This is a genomic window from Kineosporia sp. NBRC 101677, assembly GCF_030269265.1.
GTDB classification, from domain to species: Bacteria; Actinomycetota; Actinomycetes; order Actinomycetales; family Kineosporiaceae; genus Kineosporia; species Kineosporia rhizophila.
Window position 1 is genome coordinate 754240 of the sequence record NZ_BSTA01000003.1, and the last position, 19806, is coordinate 774045.

Sequence of the window (19806 nt, forward strand, 5' to 3'; positions counted from 1 at the left end):
GGGAGCCGCCGTGTCCGAAGAGCTCATCTCGATACTCGTTCTGGCCCTGGTGTTCCTGGTGGCCACCGTGCTGCCGGTGCACATGGGGGCCCTGGCCCTGGTGGCCGCGTTCATCGTCGGGCCGCAACTGCTGGACGAGGACCTGGACGCGGTGCTCAGCGGCTTCCCGGCCGACCTGTTCGTGATCCTGGTCGGCGTCACCTACCTGTTCGCCCTGGCCAAGGAGAACGGCACGGTCGACTGGCTGGTGGAGAAGGCGGTGCAGTCGGTGCGCGGCCGGGTGGCGCTGATCCCCTGGGTGATGTTCGCCGTGACCGGCGCGCTCACCGCGGTCGGCGCGGTGGTGCCCGCGGCGGTGGCCATCATTGCGCCGATCGGCATGAATTTCGCCAAGCGGTACTCCATCTCGCCGGTCCTGATGGGCCTGATGGTGATCAACGGGGCCAGCGCCGGCGGGTTCTCCCCGATCAGCATCTTCGGCAGCATCGTCAACGGCGTGGTCGAGCGCAACGACCTTCCCGGCAACCCGACCGCACTGTTCCTGTCCTCCCTGGTCTTCAACGTCGTCCTCGGAGTGGTGGTCTTCATCCTCTTCGGCGGACGCAAACTGCTCGGACAGCGCGACCTGGGCGACGGCGTCCTCAATTCGACCGAAAGCCCCGGAAGCCCAGGAAGCCCCGAAAACCCGCCCACGGCAGCAACTACGCCACCCGACCGCCGCGGAGACCGGGCCAGCACCACCGCCGTGCAGACCACCACGGTGGCCTCGCCACCCCGTACCGGGCACACCGATCTGGACCGCAACCGCCTGATCACCCTGCTCGGCATGCTCGGGCTGGCGGTGGCCGTGCTGGTGTTCGACCAGGACGTCGGCTTCACCGCTCTGGTGGTGGCGGTCGCGGTGACCATCCTGTGCCCCTCGAGCAACAAGAGCGCGGTCAGCGCGATCGCCTGGCCGACCGTGCTGCTGGTCTGCGGCATCGTCACCTACGTCTCGATGATGGAGCGGCTGGGCACGATCGACTGGCTGGGCGAGGGCGTCGCCGACGTCGGCACCCCGCTGGTCGCGGCCCTGCTGATCTGCTTCATCGGCGCCTCGGTGTCCGCCTTCGCCTCCACCACCGGCATTCTCGGGGCGCTGATCCCGCTGGCGGTGCCGTTCCTGCTGGCCGGTGAGGTGGGCGCGGTCGGCATGATCATCGCCCTGTCGATCTCCTCGTCGGTGGTCGACTCCAGCCCGTTCTCCACCAGCGGCGCCCTGGTGGTGGCCAACGCCCCGGACGACGAACGCGACCTGGTGTACCGGCGCCTGCTGCAGTGGGGCTTCTCGATGGTCCTGATCGCCCCGGTGGTGAGCTGGCTGGTCTTCGTCGTGCCGGGCTGGGGCTGAGCGACAGCCGCCCGTGTCAGGGCACGGGCGGCTCGTGTCAGGGGCGTGTCAGCGCCCACCTCCAGATTGAAGCCATGACGAACACCGCGATCGAGGCCTCCGGACTGAGGAAGGCCTACAAGGACAAGGCCGTGCTGGAGGGGATCGACTTCGAGGTCCCCGCCGGCTCGGTGTTCTCGCTGCTCGGCCCGAACGGGGCGGGCAAGACCACCACCGTGAACGTGCTGACCACGCTGCTGCGGCTGGACGGCGGCAGCGCCCGGGTGGCCGGCTTCGACGTGGCCTCCGAGGCCCGCCGGGTGCGCTCGGCGATCGGCGTCACCGGCCAGTTCGCCTCGGTCGACGAACTGCTCACCGGCCGCGAGAACGTGCAGATGATGGCCGACCTGCTGGGCCGGCGCGGGTCCGAGCCGATCGGGCCGCTGCTGCAGCGCTTCGACCTGGAGGAGGCCGCCGACCGGCGGGCCTCCACCTACTCCGGGGGCATGCGCCGCAAGCTCGACCTGGCGATGACCCTGGTGGGCCGGCCGCAGGTGCTGTTCCTCGACGAGCCGACCACCGGGCTGGACCCGCGCAGCCGGCGGATGCTCTGGCAGATCGTGCGGGACCTGGTGAACGACGGCATGACCATCTTCCTCACCACCCAGTACCTGGAGGAGGCGGACCGGCTCGCCGACCGGATCGCCGTGCTCGACCAGGGCCGCCTGGTGGCCCAGGGCAGCCCCGAGGAGCTGAAGCGCCAGATCCCCGGCGGGCACGTGGAACTGCGCCTCGCCGAGATCGCGGGCCTGGAGGCCGCCGCGCGGGTGCTGCCCGAGGCCACCCCCGACCCGGACAACCTGATCCTGCGGGTGCCGAGCGACGGCGGGGTGCGCTCGCTGCGCAGCCTGCTGGACCGGCTCGACGAGTACGCCGTGCCGGTCGAGGAGTTCACCGTGCGGCTGCCCGACCTCGACGACGTCTTCCTGGCCCTGACCGGCCAGTCCACCACCGCTACCGAGGAGACCGAAGCCCGATGAACAGCAACTCCGTGGTCATGCTGCGCCGCAACCTCCGCCACACCGTGCGCAACCCCGTCGCGGTCTTCAACGCGATCCTCTTCCCGATCATCCTGATGCTGATGTTCGTCTACGTCTTCGGTGACGCCTTCGACGTGGGCGGGGCCGACTACGTCGACTACGCCACCCCCGGCATGCTGATGCTGGCCATCGTCTACGGGCTCAGCGCCACCGTGATGGCGGTCAACTCGGACATGACCACCGGCGTGATCAACCGGTTCAAGGTCATGGACGTCTCCCGCAGCGCGGTGCTGACCGGGCACGTCTTCTCCACCGTGCTGCGCACCGGGCTGGCCCTGGCCGCGATCTTCGCCGTCGCCTTCCTGATGGGCTTCGACCCGCAGGCCTCGGCGGCCGAGTGGCTCGGCGTGCTCGGGGTGCTGGCACTGGTGGTGTTCGCGGTCAGCTGGCTCACCGTCGCCCTCGGCCTCTTCGCCAAGAGCCCGGAGACCGCCGCGTTCACCGTCGTGCCGCTGATCATGCTGCCCTTCTTCAGCAGCGCGATCGTCCCGGCCGAGGCGATGGGCACCGGCATCCGGCAGTTCGCCGAGTACCAGCCCTTCACCTCGATCATCGAGTCGGTGCGGGGTTTCCTGACCGGGACCCCCGACACCGGCCAGACCTTCGCCACCATCGCCTGGTCGGTGGCCATCATCCTGGTCAGCTTCTTCTGGGCCCGGGCGAACTACGGCCGGCGGGCCTGATTCATCTCAGAACGTGGCAAACTCGGCGCGTGCAGATCCTGCTGCTGGGCACGTTCGAACTCCGCACCGACACGGGCACCCCGGCCGATGTGCCGGGGGCCCGTCTGCGTGCGCTGCTGGCGGCCCTGGCCCTGCGGCCGGGCCAGCTGGTCACCAAGAGCACACTGATCGACTGGATCTGGGGCGAGAACCCGCCCGCCGAGGCCACCAACGCCCTGCAGCGCCTGGTCTCCCGGCTGCGCAAGGCCCTTCCGGAAGGGCTGGTCGAGGGCCTGCCCGAGGGGTACCGGCTGGCCGTCGCCCCCGAGCAGGTCGACGCCGTCCGGTTCGAGCAGCTCATTCTCCAGAGCCGTTCTCGCACCAGCGATCCGGTCCTGCGCACCGAACTGCTCCGGCAGGCGTTGCCGCTGTGGAAGGGCGCTCCCCTGGCCGAGGTCGGCCTGCAGGACAGCCCGGCCTTCGAGGCCGCGGTCGCGCACCTCACCGAACTGCATCTCACCGCCGCCGAGGAATGGGCCGAGGCCGAGGTCGTTCTGGGGCGCGGCGCAGAGATCCTGCCCCGGCTGAACGACCTGGCCGCCGCCCACCCGCTGCGCGAGCGCCTGGTGGCCACGCTGATGCGGGCCCTGGCCGGCACCGGCCGGGCGAACGAGGCCCTCGCGGTGTTCGGGCGCACCCGGCGGGCCCTGGCCGAGGAGCTGGGGGCCGACCCGTCGGCCGAGTTGTCCGAGCTGCACCTGTCGCTGCTGCGGGCCCCGGCCCCGCCGGCCCGGCCCCGCGCGCACAACCTGCGCTCCGAACTCACCAGCTTCGTCGGCCGCGAGACCGAGGTCGGCCGGATCGGCGACCTGCTCGGCGAGTCCCGGCTGGTCACCCTGATCGGGCCCGGCGGGTGCGGAAAGACCCGGCTGGCCACGGAATCCGCGCGGGCCCACGCCTCGGCCTGGAAGGACGGCGCCTGGCTGGTCGAGCTCGCCTCCACCAGCGCCGGCGGCGACGTGGCCCAGGCCGCCCTGGCCGCCCTCGGCCCGCGCGACACGCTGCTCGCCGAACCCTCCGAGACCACCCTCACCGAGCGGGTCGTGGCCGTGGTCGGCGAACGCGAGATGCTGCTGGTGCTGGACAACTGCGAGCACGTCATCGAGGCCGCGGCCACCTTCGCCCACCGGCTGCTGGGCGAGTGCCGGCAGCTGCGGATCCTGGTCACCAGCCGCGAACCGCTCGGCATCACCGGTGAGGTGCTCTGGCCGGTCCTGCCGCTGGCGGTGCCGGATCCCGAGGCCGGTGCCGGGCAGATCGAGGCCTCCCCCGCGGTGCGTCTGCTGCTCGACCGGGCCCGCGCGGTACGCAGCGACCTGGCCCTTGACGAGGGCACCGCTGAGGTCCTGGCCGGGATCTGCCGCGCGCTCGACGGTATCCCGCTGGCGATCGAACTGGCCGCGGCCCGGTTGCGCACGATGACGCCCGACCAGCTCGCCCTGCGCCTGAACGACCGGTTCCGACTGCTCACCGGCGGCAGTCGCACCGCCCTTCCGCGCCACCGCACCCTGCACGCGGTGATCGACTGGAGCTGGCAACTGCTCAGCGACGACGAACGCCTGATGCTGCGCCGGCTCTCGGTGTTCTCCGGCAGCGTGAGCCTGGAGGCCGCCGAAGCCGTCCTGGCCCCGTCAGCACAAGCCCTCGACCTGCTCACCGCCCTGACCGAGAAGTCGCTGCTGGTGGCCCTCGGCGAGGGCGCGCCGCGCTACCGGATGCTGGGCACCATCCGCGAGTACGCGGCCCAGCGGCTCACCGAGGCGGGCGAGGCGGAGTCTGCCCGCCGCGCCCACCTGGCCTTCTTCACCGACCTGGCCGAGACCGCGCAGCCCCACCTGCGCCGGGCCGAACAGCTCACCTGGCTGGCCCGCCTGCACGATGAGCACGACAACCTCGGCGCCGCCGTGCGCGCGGCAGTGAGCGCCCAGGACGCGGCCGGGGCCATGCGCCTGGCCGCCTCCGCCGGCTGGTACTGGTGGCTGGCCGGGCACAAGGCCGAGGGCAACGAACTGGTGGTGGCCGCCAGCCGGATCCCCGGCGAGGTGCCCGCCCCCACCCGGGCCATGCTCAGCGCCCTGGTGGTGATGTTCCTGAACTCCGGGCGGGGCGACGAGCGCGACGCGGCCGAGTGGATCGAGCAGGCCTACGAGCTCACCCGGCGCATCCCGCAGCCCGACCCGCTGCTGGGCCTGGTCGCCCCGCTGCACCGCATGCTCACCGACCCGGGCGCCTACCTGTCCGCCTTCGAACCCCTGCTCGACAGCGAGGACCCGTGGGTCGCCGCCCTGGCCCAGCTGCACCTGGGCAAGGTCCGGGTGGTGATGGGCCACAGCGGCACCGAGGCCGACACCTTCCTGCACACCGCCCTCGAGCAGTTCCAGGCCCTCGGCGAACGGTTCGGAATCTCCTTCGCCCACACCGAACTGGCCGCCCGCCTGGCCCTGCGCGGAGACCGGCTCAGCGCCTGCGAACACTACGAGCAGGCCATCCGGGCGGTCACCGAGCTCGGCGCCCTGGAAGACGTCATCGCGCTGCGCGCCCGCCAGGCCCACCTGTACTGGCTGAACGGCGACATCGAGGCGAGTACGGCTGCCCTGGCCCACGCCCACCACCTCGCCGAGCAGGCCACCTGGTCGGTCGCCCTCTCCGAACTGGCCATCGTGGAGGCCGAACTGGCCCGCAGCACCGGCAACGCGCCCGAGGCCCGCCGCCAGCTCGACCGGGCCGCCGCCGTGCTCGGCGAAGAGGCCGGGCGGGCCGAGTTCCGCGCGGTACGCCACGACCTGCTGGCCTACCTCACCGACGACCGGGCCGAGGCGGGAAGGCACCGGAAGCTGGCCTACGAGGCGGCGAACGAGGCCGGCTACCCGCTCACGATCGCCCAGGTCCTCGTCGGCCTCGCCGACCTGGCCCAGCAGCAACGCGACGACGAGCAGGCCGCCCGACTGCTCGCGGCCAGCGCCGCGCTGCGCGGCCTGCCCTACGTGGAACATCCCGACGTGACCCGGATCGAACAGACCGCCCGCACCCGGCTCGGCGAGGCCCGCTACGCCGAAGTCAGCCGGGAAGGCACCCGGGACAACTGGCCCGAGCTGGCCGACGCCACCCTCAAAATCTAACCCGCCACCACCCCGGCCTGCCGCAAGGCTTCAATCCGGTCACCGTCGAGCCCCAGCTCGCCCAGGATCTCGGCGGTGTGCTGCCCCAGCACCGGCGCCGGGTGCCGCAGCCAGCCCTGCTCACTGCCCTCGACCTTGACCGCCTGCCCCAGAACCCGCATCTCGCCCAGGGATTCGTGCTGCACCGTCTGCACCATGTCCAGTCCGGCGGTGACCGGATGATCGAGCGCCTCCCCCACGTCGAGCACCGGACCGCACGGCACCCCCGCCTGATTGGCCAGCTCGATCCACTCCTCGGCGGGCCGGGCGGCCAGACGCTGCTCGATCAGCCGCCGCAACTGCCCCCGGTTGGCCATCCGCGCAGCATTGTCGGCATATTCCGGCTGCCCCACCAGCTCTTCCAGGTCGAGCACACCGCACAGACGCCGCCACATCCGGTCGTTGCCGCAGGCCAGGGTGATCGAACCGGACCGAGTGCGAAAGGTGCCCTGAGGGAAGATGATCGGATGGTCGTTGCCGTCCTGGATGGGCACGACGCCGAGACTGAGATACTTCTGCGCCTGGTACGACATCAGCGTCAGCGTCGACTCCATCAGCGACGACTCGACCACCGCTCCCCGACCCGTGCGCTCACGCTCGTGCAACGCCGCAAGCACACCCACCGCCGCGAAAACCCCGGTGGCCGAGTCACTGACCGCGATACCGACCCGCAGCGGGCCGGTCTGCTCGGTGCCGGTGACACTCATCAGCCCGGACATGGCCTGCGCGGTCTGGTCGAACCCGGGCAGGGCCTGACCGGGTGGGCGCTGACCGAAACCGCTGATGTCCACGTAGATCAGCCGCTCGTTACGCTCCCGCAGCACCTCGGACCCCAGGCCCATCCGGGCGGCCGTGCCCGGGCGGAAGTTCTGCACGAACACATCGCTACGATCGGCCAGCTCACGCACCAGGTCGATGCCTTCGGGCGAGCGCAGATCGACCGCCAGCGAACGCTTGTTGCGATTGGAGGCCATGTAGTACACGCTCTCGTCGCCGTGGAACGGCCCGGACTCCCGGGCCGGGTCGCCGGCCGGCAGGGCCTCCACCTTGATCACGTCGGCGCCCAGGTCGGCCAGCAGCATGGTGAGCGTGGGCCCGGACAGGTAACGGCTCAGATCCAGCACTTTCAGGCCGGTCAGGGCCGCCACCGCTACGACCTTCCGGCCCGGAACACCGGCGGCCGGCGCTCGGTGAAGGCCGCCACGCCCTCGCGCAGATCCGGCCCGTCATAGGCCTCTTCGTGCAGCGCGCGCAGCAGTTCGTGCTGCTCGGTGGCCGACGGATCGGCCCCGGCCAGGTCGGTGACCTGCTTGGCCGCCCGCACACTGACCTCGGAGCCCAGGCAGATCGACTGCACCAGGGCAGCGGTGACCTCCACGACGCCCTCCTCCTCGACCACCTGCTGCACCAGCCCCCAGGCCAGGGCCTGCCGCGCATCGATCAGAGCACCGCTGAACAGAAGATATTTCAGGTTCGCGGCGCCGATCGCCCGGCTCACGGCCCGGGTCTCGGTCAGGCCCAGGGTGACTCCCAAGCGGGTGGCCGGAATGCCGAAGCGCGAGCCGACCGTGGCCAGGCGCACGTCACAGGCCGCGGCCAGCTCGCAGCCGCCACCAACGGCCAGCCCCTGCACCATCGCGATCACCGGAACCGGCACGGCAGCGACGGAAGCCAGCGCCCGGGCGACCGATTCGTTGTAGCCGTCGGCCACTCCGGCGCCGATCCGGCGGGACGGGAACTCGGCAATGTCGGCCCCCGCACTGAACGCCCGCCCACCGCAGCCTCGCACCACGACCGCCCGCAGCGCCCGGTCCTGGGCAAATTCGCCCGCCAGACGGGCGATCTCGTGCCAGGCGGCCAGGTCGAGCGCATTGTGACGCTCCGGCCGGCCGAGACTGACCACGGCGACCCGCCGCCCGTCGACCTCCACCGTGGCACAGTGCACCGGACCGGCTCCTGGCACCGGATCTGCCCTCAGGGCGGCCGTGAGTGCTTCTGGTGAGGTGGACCCCATGCCGTTGGCCGCCTTCCGATCACAAAATCGATGGTGAGCGCGCGCCCATAGTTACATAATTCCGGACATGACCGCACTGCCCCTGGAAACCGCCCGCACGATCATCGCCGCTGCCCGGGCCCACGCCCGCGAGGCCGGCCTGCAACCGCTCACGGTCGTGGTGCTCGACGCCGGAGGGCACGTGCTGGCCGCCGAAAGGGAGGACGGCGCGTCGAACCGGCGCTTCGACATCGCCTTCGGCAAGGCCCACGGTGCGATCTCGATGGGGCTGGGCTCCCGGGCCCTGATGGCCCGGGCCGAGAACCAGCCGTACTTCGTCGCCGCGGTCACCTCGGCCGTCGGCGGCGCCCTGATCCCGGTGCCCGGCGGGGTACTGGTGCGCGACGCCGAGGGTGCGCTGATCGGGGCGGTAGGCATCACCGGCGACTCCTCGGACAACGACGAGGCAGCGGCCGTGGCGGCGATCGAGAAGGCCGGGCTGACCGCGCAGACGGAGTGATCGCAATAATCACCGCATGAGTTTCGACGTGGGGGGACAGCCCGGTCCGGGCCCAAGGGTGATCGGCGCGCTCCCAGAACTGCGCCGCCTGCTCGTGGACCTCTCGCGTTGCCCCAACTGCGCGGCCGCACTGACCGGCCCCCGGTGCCCGGTCTGCGGGATCGACCTGTCCGGGCCCGAGGCGGCCCGGGTGCAGACGATGAGCCGGGTCGCCGCCGAGGCCCTCGACCAACGCGAAGTGGCGCTGCAGTTCCTGCGTGCGCAGGCGGCCCGAGCAAGAACAGAGCCAAGAGCAGAACTGAGGACGCCGGCGAGCGCGGCTCCCAGCCCCGGCGCACCGCCCGTCCCCAGCCCACCACCACCGCCCGGCCCGGTCCAGCCGCCCTGGCCCGACCGCGGTCCCGAACGCGCCACCCCGTCCTGGCTCAGCGTCAACACGATCCTGGTCGGCGCGGGCGCCCTGCTGCTGGCCGTGGCCGCCATCGGGTTCCTGATCTTCTCCTGGCAGAGCATGCCCCTGGCCGGCCGGGCGGCCGTGATCGGTGGGGTCACCCTGGCCGCCCTCGGCACCGCCACCTGGCTGCGACCGCGCCTGCCCGAGACCGCCGAAGCAGTCGGGGCCCTGGCCGTCGTCCTGCTGCTCGGTGACACCTGGGCCGTCCGCAGCACCGGGCTCCTCGGCGCCGACGAGCCCGACGTGGTGCTCTACACCGGCAGCGCCCTGGTGGTGGTGGGCCTGCTGCTCGAGACCTGGGGCCGGACCACCAAGGTGCGCGCGGGCACCCACGCCAGCGCCCTCCTGCTACCGCTGGGCGCCTACTTCCTGACCGCCCAGCTCACCCACGACCTCGTCGACACCTGGCAGCTCGGCCTGATCGCCGGCGCCCTGGTCACCCTCTGCCGCCGCACCCTGCCGCCGACCTGGCAGAACGAGCGCATCATCGCGCGGATCACGGCCGCGCTCATGCTGGCCGCCGCCACCGTGCCGTCCTGGCTGGGTCTGCCCGAGCTCACCACCGCAGCTCTCGGAGCAGTCGCCGTCACCGCAGCCCTCGCCGCACAGACCTGGGCCGACCGCCCTCTGGCCCACACGCCGTCCTCAAACAAGCCGCAACCCACCAACGCGAGCCCGCCGCCCAGCCCTCACGCACTCAACAGGGCCTGGTCCCTGGCCGCCGGCGTCTCGATCGTCGCGGCCGCCGCGGTGGGTGGCGGCGCCGTCGCCGAAGCACTCTCGCTGCACGGCGTGACCACGCTCATCCCGGTCGTCGTCGAGGCCGGCCTGCTGCTGATCCCCTTCACCTTCCTCAGGCCCCACCCCGAGGCAGCCCTGCGCCGCACCGCGGCCGCCATCGGCGCCCTCGCCACCTACGGCCTGATCGCCCTGCCCACCCTGACCCTGACCGCCTGGCACCTCCTGCGCCCGATCCCCACCAGCGCCCGCGCCCACGACGCGGGCACCAGACTGGGCGACATCGGCGCCCAGCAGCCCGACCTCACCCGTCACTGGCTGAGCGTCCTGGCCGGCCTGGCCGTGATCATCGCGGTCGGCTGGGTGGTCGGCCGCGGCCAGGCCTGGCCCTCGGGCCCCTGGCCCAAACGCGTGCACCGGCTGCTCAACCGCCTTCCGCTCCCCCTCGCGGCGTCCGCAGTCGTTCTGGTGGCCCTCACCCCCGCAGCCCCCGTTGCCGCCGGCGTCGCCGCGCTACTCGTCCTTTCGTTCGTTGCGGTCGCGCTGGCCCTGCGCAGGTGGCAGCCCCCACTGACCTGGACCGCCGCCGTCCTCACCGGCACGCTCGCGGTGATCCTGGCCTGGGGCACCGAGCAACTGCCGGGCGCCGTAACGCTGCTCGCCGCGGTAGCGGTGCTGGGAGCCCGACGCCGCTTCCCCGGCACCGACGAGAACACCCGGATCGGCCGCGCCGCCCTGGCCCTGCTGGCGGCCATTCTGTTCCCGGTCGCCCTGGCCGTCCTGATCGAACAGCTCGGAGCCGACCAGAGGACGTCCGTGATCTGGACCGCTCTGATCAGCGGTTCGGGGGTGGCAGCACTGCTCACGATTGCCCGCCTGCCGATCCCCCGGCGCCCGGGCCGGGCCGACTGGAGCCCTCTCGACCGGCTGATCGCCACCGCACCCGGTCTCGTGGCACTCGGAATCGGCTACTTCACCGCCGTTTCCGACCCCGACCAACTACCGGCCGTCACCCGGCCCGCCCTGATCCTGGTCGCCCTGGTCATCGCCCTGAGCGGCGTACTGTTCATCCGGGCCGCCCTCGCGACCGCCTATCCGCAGCTGCCGCAACTGTTCGCCGGCCTGAGCACTCCCCTGCTCGGTTTCCTGGCCGCCACCTGCGCCGAGGTCTGGAACCCGGACACCATCTCGAACGGCCTGATCTGGTCGCTCTCGACCGCCGTGGGCACTGCGGCCGTCACCGTTGGCCTGGTCAGCGACCGGGCCGACGCCCCCCGCTGGAAACAGCGTCGGATCGGCGCCGAAATCGGTCTGCTGGCAGCCGGTCTGATCGCCGTCTCGGTGACCCTGAGCGGAGACGCCGACACCGAGCGGGTCTGGCTGACCCTGCTCATTCTCGGCGTCTCGGCCTCGGCGATCGCCTTGAACCCCGACCGCAGCGAGATCGGCTGGCTGGCCGGGCTGCTGCTGGCCGGCTCCTCGTGGCTGCGCCTGGCCGATGCGGGTGTGCAGGTGGTCGAGGCCTACACCGTGCCGCCGGCCCTCGCCCTGCTGGCGGTCCAGCTCTGGGCCCACCGCCGAAACCCCTCTCTCACAGCCACATCGAAGCCCAGCTCGTATCCGCAGTGGTACCAGGATCTCGGCGTGCTGGCCCGCCCGCTGCTGATCGGCGTGGTGCCCAGTGTGCTGGCCGTCGGCGTCCGCGACGAGATCTGGCGGCCCATCCTGCTCATGACGATGGGTGGGCTCCTGGTGGCGGGCACGCTCTACGCCCAGCGCAGCGGTCGGCTCACCCGGCCCGGTCTCGCCCGCGCCCTGGTATTGACCGGCATGGTCATCGCCGTCGCGACCGCCCTGCTGCGCACCATGCACCGCCTGGACGAACTGGCCCCGATGCAGGGCCGCCAGATCCCACTGACGGCCCTGGAAGCCTGGACCGTCCCGGCCGCGCTGATCCTGCTGACGTTCGGGCTCAACCGGTTCCAGCACCTCGAGAAGAGCACGCCCGCGCCCGACATTGCGCACTCCTGGCCCACCGTCGGGCCCGGCCTGCTGCTCCTGCTCAGCCCCAGCTTCCTGGCCACCCTCAGTGAGGCCGAAAGCCCCCTCTTCCGGCCCGTTCTGGTCCTTGTCGCAGCGGCCTTGGCCGTCGCGGCGGGTGCGGTCAAGCGGATGCAGGCCCCTCTGATCGGCGGAGCGGTGACGCTGGCGGCCCAGGCGTTGATTCTGATCGGGCCCTGGCTGCAGGAAGTCGGTCAGGCAGTGCCGCTGTGGGCCTGGGCCGCGATCGTCGGGCTGGCGCTGCTGGTGCTGGGCGGCGGCTACGAACGCCGCCTGGCCCAACTGCGCACCGTTCGCTCCCGGCTGGCCGCCCTACGCTGAAATCTCAGTCCCACCAGAACGACCAGAGCGACTCCCCGACCAGCCCGTCCGCGTAGGCAGCCAGACCGTCCATCTGCCCGATGTTGTCGGGGCACAACGCGAAGTGCTCCGCAGCGATCGGCAGCGCCTCGGCGCGACTGGCGGGCGGGGCGGGCACGCTCACATAGAGATCGGCGAACCCCATCCCGACCAGCCGCGCCCCGAACCGGTCCTCCCACGAGCGCAGAACGGCCGAGACCTGGGCCGTGTCGTCGATGTAGTTGGCCGGGCCCTGCCAGCCCGTGACCGACGGAGCATCAGCACTGCGCTCAGCCGCCACCAGTCCCAGCCGCAGATGCGGCTTCTCGGCCAGCATCCGGACCGCGCAGCGGTCCGCCTGCTCTTCCGGATCCACCGACAAGACCTGCGAGGGCACGAGACCCGGCCACCGACGTCCAAAAGGAGCGGTCAGCTCGTCGTCCTCGTCGTCCTCGTCGGTTTCGGAGTACTCGTCCCACCACTGCGCCAGCAGAGTGGCCGCGTCGTGCTCTTCGGGACTGCTCATGTCGCCCGGCTCCAGCTCGCCGGTGTCCCACGGACGGTCTACGTCGTGGTCGTCGCTCTCCAGCAGGATCGGAAGCAGGCCGGTGCGGAGGCGGTCGGCCCGGAGCGAGCGCCAGAGATGAACGGTGGCCGGCCCCTGACTCACCCAGAACGCCGAATGCCGGACTGAGAAGAGTTCCTGCAGCTCAGGCGGAAGACCGGAAGGCATGCGCGCGAGCATAGGGGCTCACCCGATCGGCTTGTGCATCACCGCACACTCCAGCCGCACCCCGTTGGGCGTGGCGAACGAGGTCTCCTCCACCACCACGAACCCGAGAGCGCGGTACAGCGGAACGCCCGGACGGGTGGCCATCAGCACGAACTCACCGAATCCCTCGGCCTGGGCAGCCGACTCGGCCGCCGCCAGGATCTGCCGGGCCAGGCCCCGCCGGGTCCGGTCCGGGCGCACGAACATCGCCCTCACGCGGGCAGGCTCAGTGGCCGGGTCGAGCAGGCGGGCATCGTCGTCGTGCGTGTGCCCGGTGCCGGTGTGCAGCTTGGCCCGCCGGCTCCAGCCCCCGCAGGCCACGAGCTCGCCCTGCTCCTCGATCACGTAGTAGGTACCGTCGGCGACCAGGTCCCGGTCGAGGTCGGTGATGAACCGGGCAGCCGCCCCGGTCTCGGCCGGATCGTGAAAACCGGGGAAGAGCCCCAGCACCGAGGCCCGCATCAGCTCTTCCGTCGCGGGGATGTCCTCGGCCGTCGCGGTACGCAGCATGAACCGACGGTAGCCGTTGCCGGCTCTCCACGGCGACGTCATAAAGTCAGCTCTCGTGCAACTGAACCTCAGTGGAGTGCAGCCTTCCGGCCTCACCCGCCGGGCCCGGTCGTTCCTGGCCGGCAACGGTGTGAAGATCGACGTACGGCCGGTGGACGAGGTCCGGCAGTGGTGGCTGGAGCAGGACGTGCCCACCGACGTGGTGGACCGGATCGCCGCCTTCCACCAGCGCTGGGGCGGCCTGCTGCTGCCGCCCTCGTCCGAGTACAACGGCGGGCCCAAGTGGCTGGAGCCCGACCTGCCGGTTTTCGTCGACGGGGTGGGCTGGTACTTCGAGGCGGGCGAGGTGCGCTGGTCGATGAGCTACTGGTTCACGGTCGGGCCCCAGGGCGAGTTCGGGGTGCAGTCCGGCGACCGGCACGTGCCGCTGTACGGCAGCACCGAGGGCTGGGTGGAGTCGCTGGCCCTGGAACACCACGCCACCTCGTTCGCCCCGCAGATCTCCCGGATCACCGGCGACGACGTGGACGACCTCGACCTGGCCGGCTACCTGCCGGTGCCGGAGGTGCAGGGCCGGGCCGACACCTGGTGGCGCGGCCCGGACTCGCTGCTGTCGGTGCGCACCGGGGTGGCCGAGTGCCTCGACGTGCCCGCCTACCGCAAGGCGACGCTCTACGCCGGGCTGGACGAGTGGGACCTACGCAGCGAGGTGATTCCGGCCGACGCGGAGTGACACCCGCGGCAACCGTTCAGGCTCCCTTACGGACCCGCCGGGTCACGGCCCGGCCGGTCTCCGGGGTGAGGGGACCGGTCACCTCGATGCCCAGGCTGGTGGCCAGCGACCCGCCGTAGAGGTCCACGGCCGACTCGACCAGCTCGGCGTAGCCGTCGACGGCCTGACGGGCCGTGACCCAGCCCACCACCCAGGTCGCCGCCCCGACGAGCGCGGCGGGCCACCAGATCAGGCCCAGCACCCCGGACATCAGGCCCCAGGCCGAGATCACGGCGGCCTGGTCGATCCGGGCCCGGGCGGCGCGGATCTCGGCGCAGGGGTGCTCGGGGAGAACGAGCCACAACCGGGGCCAGACCGTGGGAAGGTCCAGCCCGTAGGCGTTGCGGACCCGGATCTGCACCCCCGCGACGCGATCACCGGTCCACGTCGGGCGGCTGGGTTCGGCGCGGGCGAGGGCGTTGCGCCGGGCACCGAGCCGGGCGGCCTCGGCCGGGTCGGGGTCTTCGAGTGCCCTGACGAACTCGGCCTGGGCCTGCGTCCACCGTTGCCGCCGTCGGTCCGTCCGCCGTGCCGACCAGGCCCGGGCCGGCCGAGGCCACGAGCCCAGCCACCACAGCAGCTGACCGACCCCCAGCAGCTGGGCGACGACCCCGGCGCCGGTTGCTGCGAGGGCGAGCGAGGCGATCAGGACGACGCCGCCCGCCGTGTCCCAGTCCTCGGCCCGGGCCCACTCGGCCAGCATCTGCAGGTCCAGGGCGTGCCGGTGGCCCTGAACGACCCCGAGCACCCCGGCCACCACGAAAAGGACTCCGGGAAGGGCGATCAGGGCGCTCCAGCGGTCGAGCAGCCGGCTGCCGAGCGGGCCGAGCAGCGGGGTCACGGCAGATCCACCAGGGTCAGGGTCTCGCCCCAAAGCGCGCACACCGGTTCCGGGCCGCCGGGTTGCCGCAGGTCGTAGCGGGAGCATCCGGCCGTCGGGCACCGGTACCGATCGACCGAGGCCGGGCCCGGCCCGGCCGGCAGCAGCGAACCCGGGCCGGAGACCGTGGGCGGCCAGGCCCGTTCGGGGCCGGCCTCGGGGATGCCCAGCTGCCGGCACAGGTCGACCAGCCGGGCGGTCCAGCCGCCGTCGAGCCGGCCCTCGGCCGCCTCCTGGGCGAGCTGCTCGAGAGCGCTCAGGGCCCGGACCCCGGCGGCCGACGCACGAGCCCGCAGGAAGCCGAGGTCCTTACAGAACCGCCCGAGCTGATCTTCGATGTCCATGACCGAGTCTCCCCGCTACGCGCCGATGTGGATGTGGGCCGACCACAGGGTGGGCACGGACGGGGCCGCCCTGCGTTCCTCCTGCACGGCACGGTGCAGGGCGTGGGCGACGTGGCCCGGACCGTCGCCGCCCATGGCCCGGTGGCTGTTCCCGGCCAGCCGCTGGGCCACGTCGTCCGCGGTCCGCCAGAGCGTGCCCACCACGTGCCGGAACCCGGCCACATGGAAGGCGCTGGCCAGGTGCACGCCCTCGTCGGCGAGCGCCGGGGCCGCCCGGGTGGTGTCGCAGGCCGACAGGTAGGCGAACTCGGCCCCGCCCAACCGCAGAGCCGCGATGTCGGAGACGGTGAGGGGCGCGTCCTGGTGGTCGTGCAGGAGCAGGTAGGGCACGCCCGCGGCATCGGCGCTGCTGCGGGCATGACAGGCGAAGTGCACCCGGCGGCATCCGGGCAGGGCCGCCAGCACGCTGCGACGCGTGGCCGACTGGCCTTCGAGAACATCTGCCTCGGGCCAGATCTCGCGGTGCATCAGGTCGGCCTCGGCGTGAGCTCCGGGAAGTGGCGGGGCCCCAGGGGTAGTGGGCATGGCGACGACGAGTGAGGAACCGGGGGCGCGCGCCGACGGGTTCTCCGAGCCACGGTGGTGCAGGAGCGTGCGCAGGGTCGGGGTGTAGGAGGAAACCACCAGATCGAGCACGCACCGCCCGGGCGGAACCGGGGCGAACGGCTCGGGGTACTCGCCCGCCGCATGCAGCGGCAGGAACGTCAGAGGGCCGGTGGGCACCCACCAGATCCGCGGAAGGGGTTCGGAGGCGTTTGGCCGACGGCGATCGAGACCCAGTGCGGTCAGGACGGGTTCGGCCACGGCGTGCCACAGCCAGCGCAGGACGGCGCGGGCGTCGTCTTCCGCGGCCGCGTGCTCGGCCCGACCCCGGGCCGGGTCCCGGCCTGCCGCCACGGCCTCGGCGAACGCCTGCGCCTGCTGGTGGGCCTCGGCGGCAGTGAGGTGGGGCAGCGGCGTGACCCGCATCCTGGTCGGCTCGAGAATGACTGCGTCGCACCGCAGAGGGCTGACCACGAGGATGACCACCGGACCCTCGCGGCCCGCCGTCAGCAGTTCGGCGACGGTGGGCGGGCGCAGGAAACCCTCGAAGCCGGGCTGCGCCCGGATCGTGTCCAGCAGGGCGTCCCACTGCCGCGCCCGGTCGCGGCGCAGCTCGGCCCGGGCGAAGCTGTCGCGCGGCGCGGAAGGGCTTTGGTCGTCGGCCCGGATCAGCAGCCGGTGCAGGTCGGCGGCCAGCTCCGGGTGGGCCCGTTCCAGCGCGGCCGGGTCGACGGCGGTCTCCACGGCCCGGGCCAGCAGGATCCCCCGGCCCTGTTCCAGCAGCAGCAGGGCCAAGGCCGGATCACCGGCCGCCAGGGCGTAGGCCGCCGCGTCCAGCGCCAGCCCGGGGAACTGGGCGATCTGCACCTGCTGGTCGCTCCGGCCCAGGTGACGTCCCGGCAGCAGCGGGAACAGGTCGACGGTGCGCTCGAACGCCCACCGGGCCTCGGACAGGTCGGCGCCGGACAGCAGGGTCACCCCCGCCCAGGTCATGGCGGCCTGGATACGTTCGGCGACCGGCAGACCCGCGTTGTCGACGACGTGCCGCAACCACCGTCGCGACAAGGCCTCCGCCGCCTGGTTGCCGGCGGACCGGGCCCGAAGGTAGTCACCGGCGGCCCGCATCCGGATCGCGGTGGCCCGCAGGGGGTGCCCCTGTGGGGTGACGTTCTCGGCCTGCCGGCTCGCGCGCACGAAGTGCGTCAGGGCCGAGGGGTTCGGATCCTGCTGGTGCACCAGGTACAGGAGCCGGGCGTAACTGTTCTTGCGCTCGACCTCGTTCGGATGCCCGGCCGGGGTGGCGGCCAGCGAGGCCCACATCGCCTGCCGGGCCTGGGCCAGCACGGCCGGGTCGCGGGCGGCTGTCGGCAGGCTCATCAGGGTGAGGGCCAGGTTGGACTGGGACCGGGCGTACAGCGGGTGCGTGACCTCGGCTGCGGCCGAACGGGCCAGATCCAGGGCCCGTTCCAGGACCTCCGGGTCGCGGCGCACCTGGTACTGCTCGCGCAGGCCCTCGGCCAGATTGCCCCGGGTCAACGGTGAGGGCTCCCGGTGCAGGGCCACTTCGAGGAAGTCGGCCGCCTCGTCCAGGACCGACGTGTCCCGTGACCGGACGTAGTACTGCAGGAGCGTCACCCCTACGGCGGTCTGTCGGCCGACGTAGTGCGGATCCCCCGGCGCGGTGACCCCGGCCACGTCACGTGCCAGCTTCGCGGCCTCCCGCAGATCGTCCAGGGAGCCGCTTCTCAGTGACCGGGCCGCCAGGGCGCCGGACAGGTTGGCCCGCAGGCTGTTCCTGACCCCGGCCTCGGTGCCGGGCGCGCCCAGACCCGAGCGCAACCGGGCGATGGCGGCGTCGAGGAGCTCGGGGTGGCCGAGCACGTCGTACCGGTCCCACAGTGCGACGGCTTCGTCGTTGAGGCTCCCCGGGTCAGGGTGTGCCATCGGAGCCCAGCGCCGCGTCCAGCATTGCCGCATAGTTCTCGATCACCGGCCGGTTGGGGTCGTCCGGCGGAGTGTCGGCCAAGGCCTCGTGGGCGTACTGCCGGGCCTCCAGCAGCACGGCGGGCGCCTGGGTCAGGAGGCCGAACTGCATGAGGGCCTGGCTGAGGGCCACAGCGGCCCGGCCCCGCTGCCGGTCCCGTTCCGGTCGTAGGCTCAGGGCCTCCCGGCCGGTCACCACGGCCTCGGCGAGCATGTCCCGGTCCTTCTCCGCGGCCCCCGCCACGAACAGCACGTTGGTCAGATTGCTCAGCGCCGAGGGGTATTCGGGGTCGTCGACGTCGAGAGTGGTCACGATCTCCCGGTTGAGCTGGACGGCCTGTGCCAGGTGCCCGGCCTCACCGCGCTGGTGCGCATCGAGCAGGGCGGTGGCCAGAGCGGTGCGGCAACGGGCTCGGTTCTGACCGCACGCGTCGGCCGCGTCGACGGCGGCCCGGCCGGCGGCAACGGCTGCGCTCAGGTCGGCCTGGCTGCCCGTGCGGGCGGCCCGGGTACGCAGCGAGACACTGAGCGTGGCCGCCGACAGCGCCCGATCGACCGATCCGGCCGCCGAACCGGCGACCACCTCGGCGGCGAAGTCGACGGCCATGTCCAGTAGTTCCGGGTCGCTGGTGGCCTGGGCCCTCAGCCGAAGGGCGTCGGCCGCCGCGACCGGATCGTCGAGGGGCAGCGTGAGCGGTTCCCCCGCACCGGGCGGCTGGGCAGAAGGCCCGGACGGGCCGGGCCGGTCGGCGACCTCGAGCATCAGCTCCCCGGCCGGGTGCCCGGCCCGGGCCGCCTGCCGGAACCACCGCTTGGCGGCGCGGACCTCGCCCTGCGAGAGCAGAACCTGCCCCAGGCTGAGCATCGCCTCGACGTGGCCCGCCCGGGCCGCCCGGGAGTAGGAGTCGATCGCCTCGTCGGTGCGCCGCAGCCCTCTCAGCACGTTGCCCAGGTTGTTCAGGGCAGCCCGGTCGCCGGTGTCGGCCGCGGCGCGCAGCCACCGCTCGGCCTCTTCCCACCGGTCGGCCTGCTTGAGCAGAACGCCGAGGTTGTTCATGGCGTCGACGTGGCCGGCCTGGGCGGCCCGTTCGTACACCCGCATCGCCTTGGCCGTGGCACCGATCTCGGCGAAGGAGAAGCCCACTTCGAACAACACCCCGGGATCGGTGGCGTGGCTCGCGGCGGTGAGCCACTGTTCGGCCTGCTCCGGGTCTGCTGCTGCCAGGCGGGCCCGCCCGGCAGCAAGGAACCCGGCGAACTCCGAGTTCGACGGATCGACTTCCTCCGGCGGGGCGGCGCGCCTCTTCTTCCGACCGAACACTCGTCCCCCCAACGGATGAAGTGCACGAATGACACAAGAGCGACATCTTCACTGCAAAAATACCGGTTCGGACCGCCGGAAACGTCTCTGTATCCACAAGTGACCGAAAACCACCATCGGCCCATTGACGGCGAATCGCCGCGAATCCCCACGTACGCCGCTGACCT

General features: G+C 72.3%; 15 protein-coding genes. 7 read left to right on the forward strand and 8 right to left on the reverse strand.

The window, feature by feature from the left end; all coding sequences use genetic code 11:
• The first annotated feature begins 10 nt into the window (after positions 1-10).
• From QSK18_RS12305 to QSK18_RS12320, 4 genes are all read left to right on the forward strand, one after another.
• On the forward strand, positions 11-1390 hold the full coding sequence (locus QSK18_RS12305; protein WP_285618909.1) for an SLC13 family permease: 1380 nt from the start codon (positions 11-13) through the stop codon (positions 1388-1390).
• Positions 1391-1464: 74 nt separating this feature from the next.
• Complete coding sequence (locus tag QSK18_RS12310; protein WP_285618910.1) at positions 1465-2409, forward strand: ATP-binding cassette domain-containing protein; 945 nt, start codon at positions 1465-1467, stop codon at positions 2407-2409.
• Positions 2406-3152 (forward strand): ABC transporter permease, encoded by a 747-nt coding sequence (locus QSK18_RS12315; protein ID WP_232810828.1) that lies wholly within the window; start codon positions 2406-2408, stop codon positions 3150-3152. Before QSK18_RS12310 ends, QSK18_RS12315 begins: the two co-directional genes overlap by 4 nt.
• 29 nt (positions 3153-3181) lie before the next feature.
• Positions 3182-6310 carry an ATP-binding protein gene (locus QSK18_RS12320; protein WP_285618911.1) on the forward strand — a complete coding sequence of 1043 codons (3129 nt, stop codon included), beginning with the start codon at positions 3182-3184 and terminating at the stop codon, positions 6308-6310.
• On the opposite strand, the gene QSK18_RS12325 is transcribed toward QSK18_RS12320, so the two are convergent.
• Positions 6307-7497 carry a CaiB/BaiF CoA transferase family protein gene (locus QSK18_RS12325; protein ID WP_285618912.1) on the reverse strand — a complete coding sequence of 397 codons (1191 nt, stop codon included), beginning with the start codon at positions 7495-7497 and terminating at the stop codon, positions 6307-6309. The two genes, QSK18_RS12320 and QSK18_RS12325, sit on opposite strands and share 4 nt — an antisense overlap.
• A gap of 2 nt (positions 7498-7499) precedes the next feature.
• Positions 7500-8279 (reverse strand): enoyl-CoA hydratase/isomerase family protein, encoded by a 780-nt coding sequence (locus QSK18_RS12330; protein WP_285618913.1) that lies wholly within the window; start codon positions 8277-8279, stop codon positions 7500-7502.
• Positions 8280-8430: 151 nt separating this feature from the next.
• On the opposite strand from QSK18_RS12330, the gene QSK18_RS12335 reads away from it, so the two are divergent.
• Both QSK18_RS12335 and QSK18_RS12340 read left to right on the forward strand, forming a co-directional pair.
• Positions 8431-8862 (forward strand): GlcG/HbpS family heme-binding protein, encoded by a 432-nt coding sequence (locus QSK18_RS12335; RefSeq protein WP_232810822.1) that lies wholly within the window; start codon positions 8431-8433, stop codon positions 8860-8862.
• A gap of 16 nt (positions 8863-8878) precedes the next feature.
• Positions 8879-12436: an SCO7613 C-terminal domain-containing membrane protein gene (locus tag QSK18_RS12340; protein WP_285618914.1), complete on the forward strand. Its 3558-nt coding sequence runs from the start codon at positions 8879-8881 to the stop codon at positions 12434-12436.
• Positions 12437-12440: 4 nt separating this feature from the next.
• Here the strand turns inward: QSK18_RS12340 and QSK18_RS12345 are convergent, their stop codons facing one another.
• Positions 12441-13187: a DUF4253 domain-containing protein gene (locus QSK18_RS12345; RefSeq protein ID WP_285618915.1), complete on the reverse strand. Its 747-nt coding sequence runs from the start codon at positions 13185-13187 to the stop codon at positions 12441-12443.
• Positions 13188-13205: 18 nt separating this feature from the next.
• Positions 13206-13736, reverse strand: coding sequence for a GNAT family N-acetyltransferase (locus tag QSK18_RS12350; protein WP_285618916.1), 531 nt, complete (start codon positions 13734-13736; stop codon positions 13206-13208).
• Positions 13737-13791: 55 nt separating this feature from the next.
• Between QSK18_RS12350 and QSK18_RS12355 the strand changes: the two genes are divergently transcribed.
• A complete protein-coding gene (locus tag QSK18_RS12355; RefSeq protein ID WP_232810813.1) occupies positions 13792-14469 on the forward strand; it encodes a hypothetical protein in 678 nt (225 codons plus the stop codon).
• 16 nt (positions 14470-14485) lie between these two features.
• On the opposite strand, the gene QSK18_RS12360 is transcribed toward QSK18_RS12355, so the two are convergent.
• The 4 genes from QSK18_RS12360 to QSK18_RS12375 are packed head-to-tail and all read right to left on the reverse strand — an operon-like array spanning position 14486 to position 19639.
• Positions 14486-15349 (reverse strand): hypothetical protein, encoded by an 864-nt coding sequence (locus QSK18_RS12360; protein ID WP_285618917.1) that lies wholly within the window; start codon positions 15347-15349, stop codon positions 14486-14488.
• Positions 15346-15732, reverse strand: coding sequence for a hypothetical protein (locus QSK18_RS12365; protein WP_285618918.1), 387 nt, complete (start codon positions 15730-15732; stop codon positions 15346-15348). Before QSK18_RS12365 ends, QSK18_RS12360 begins: the two co-directional genes overlap by 4 nt.
• A 15-nt stretch (positions 15733-15747) precedes the next feature.
• Positions 15748-18279: a CHAT domain-containing protein gene (locus QSK18_RS12370; RefSeq protein WP_285618919.1), complete on the reverse strand. Its 2532-nt coding sequence runs from the start codon at positions 18277-18279 to the stop codon at positions 15748-15750.
• Positions 18266-19639, reverse strand: a complete 1374-nt coding sequence (locus QSK18_RS12375; RefSeq protein WP_285618920.1) for a tetratricopeptide repeat protein — start codon at positions 19637-19639, stop codon at positions 18266-18268. The genes QSK18_RS12370 and QSK18_RS12375 overlap by 14 nt, the downstream gene beginning before the upstream one ends.
• Positions 19640-19806 lie beyond the last annotated feature (167 nt).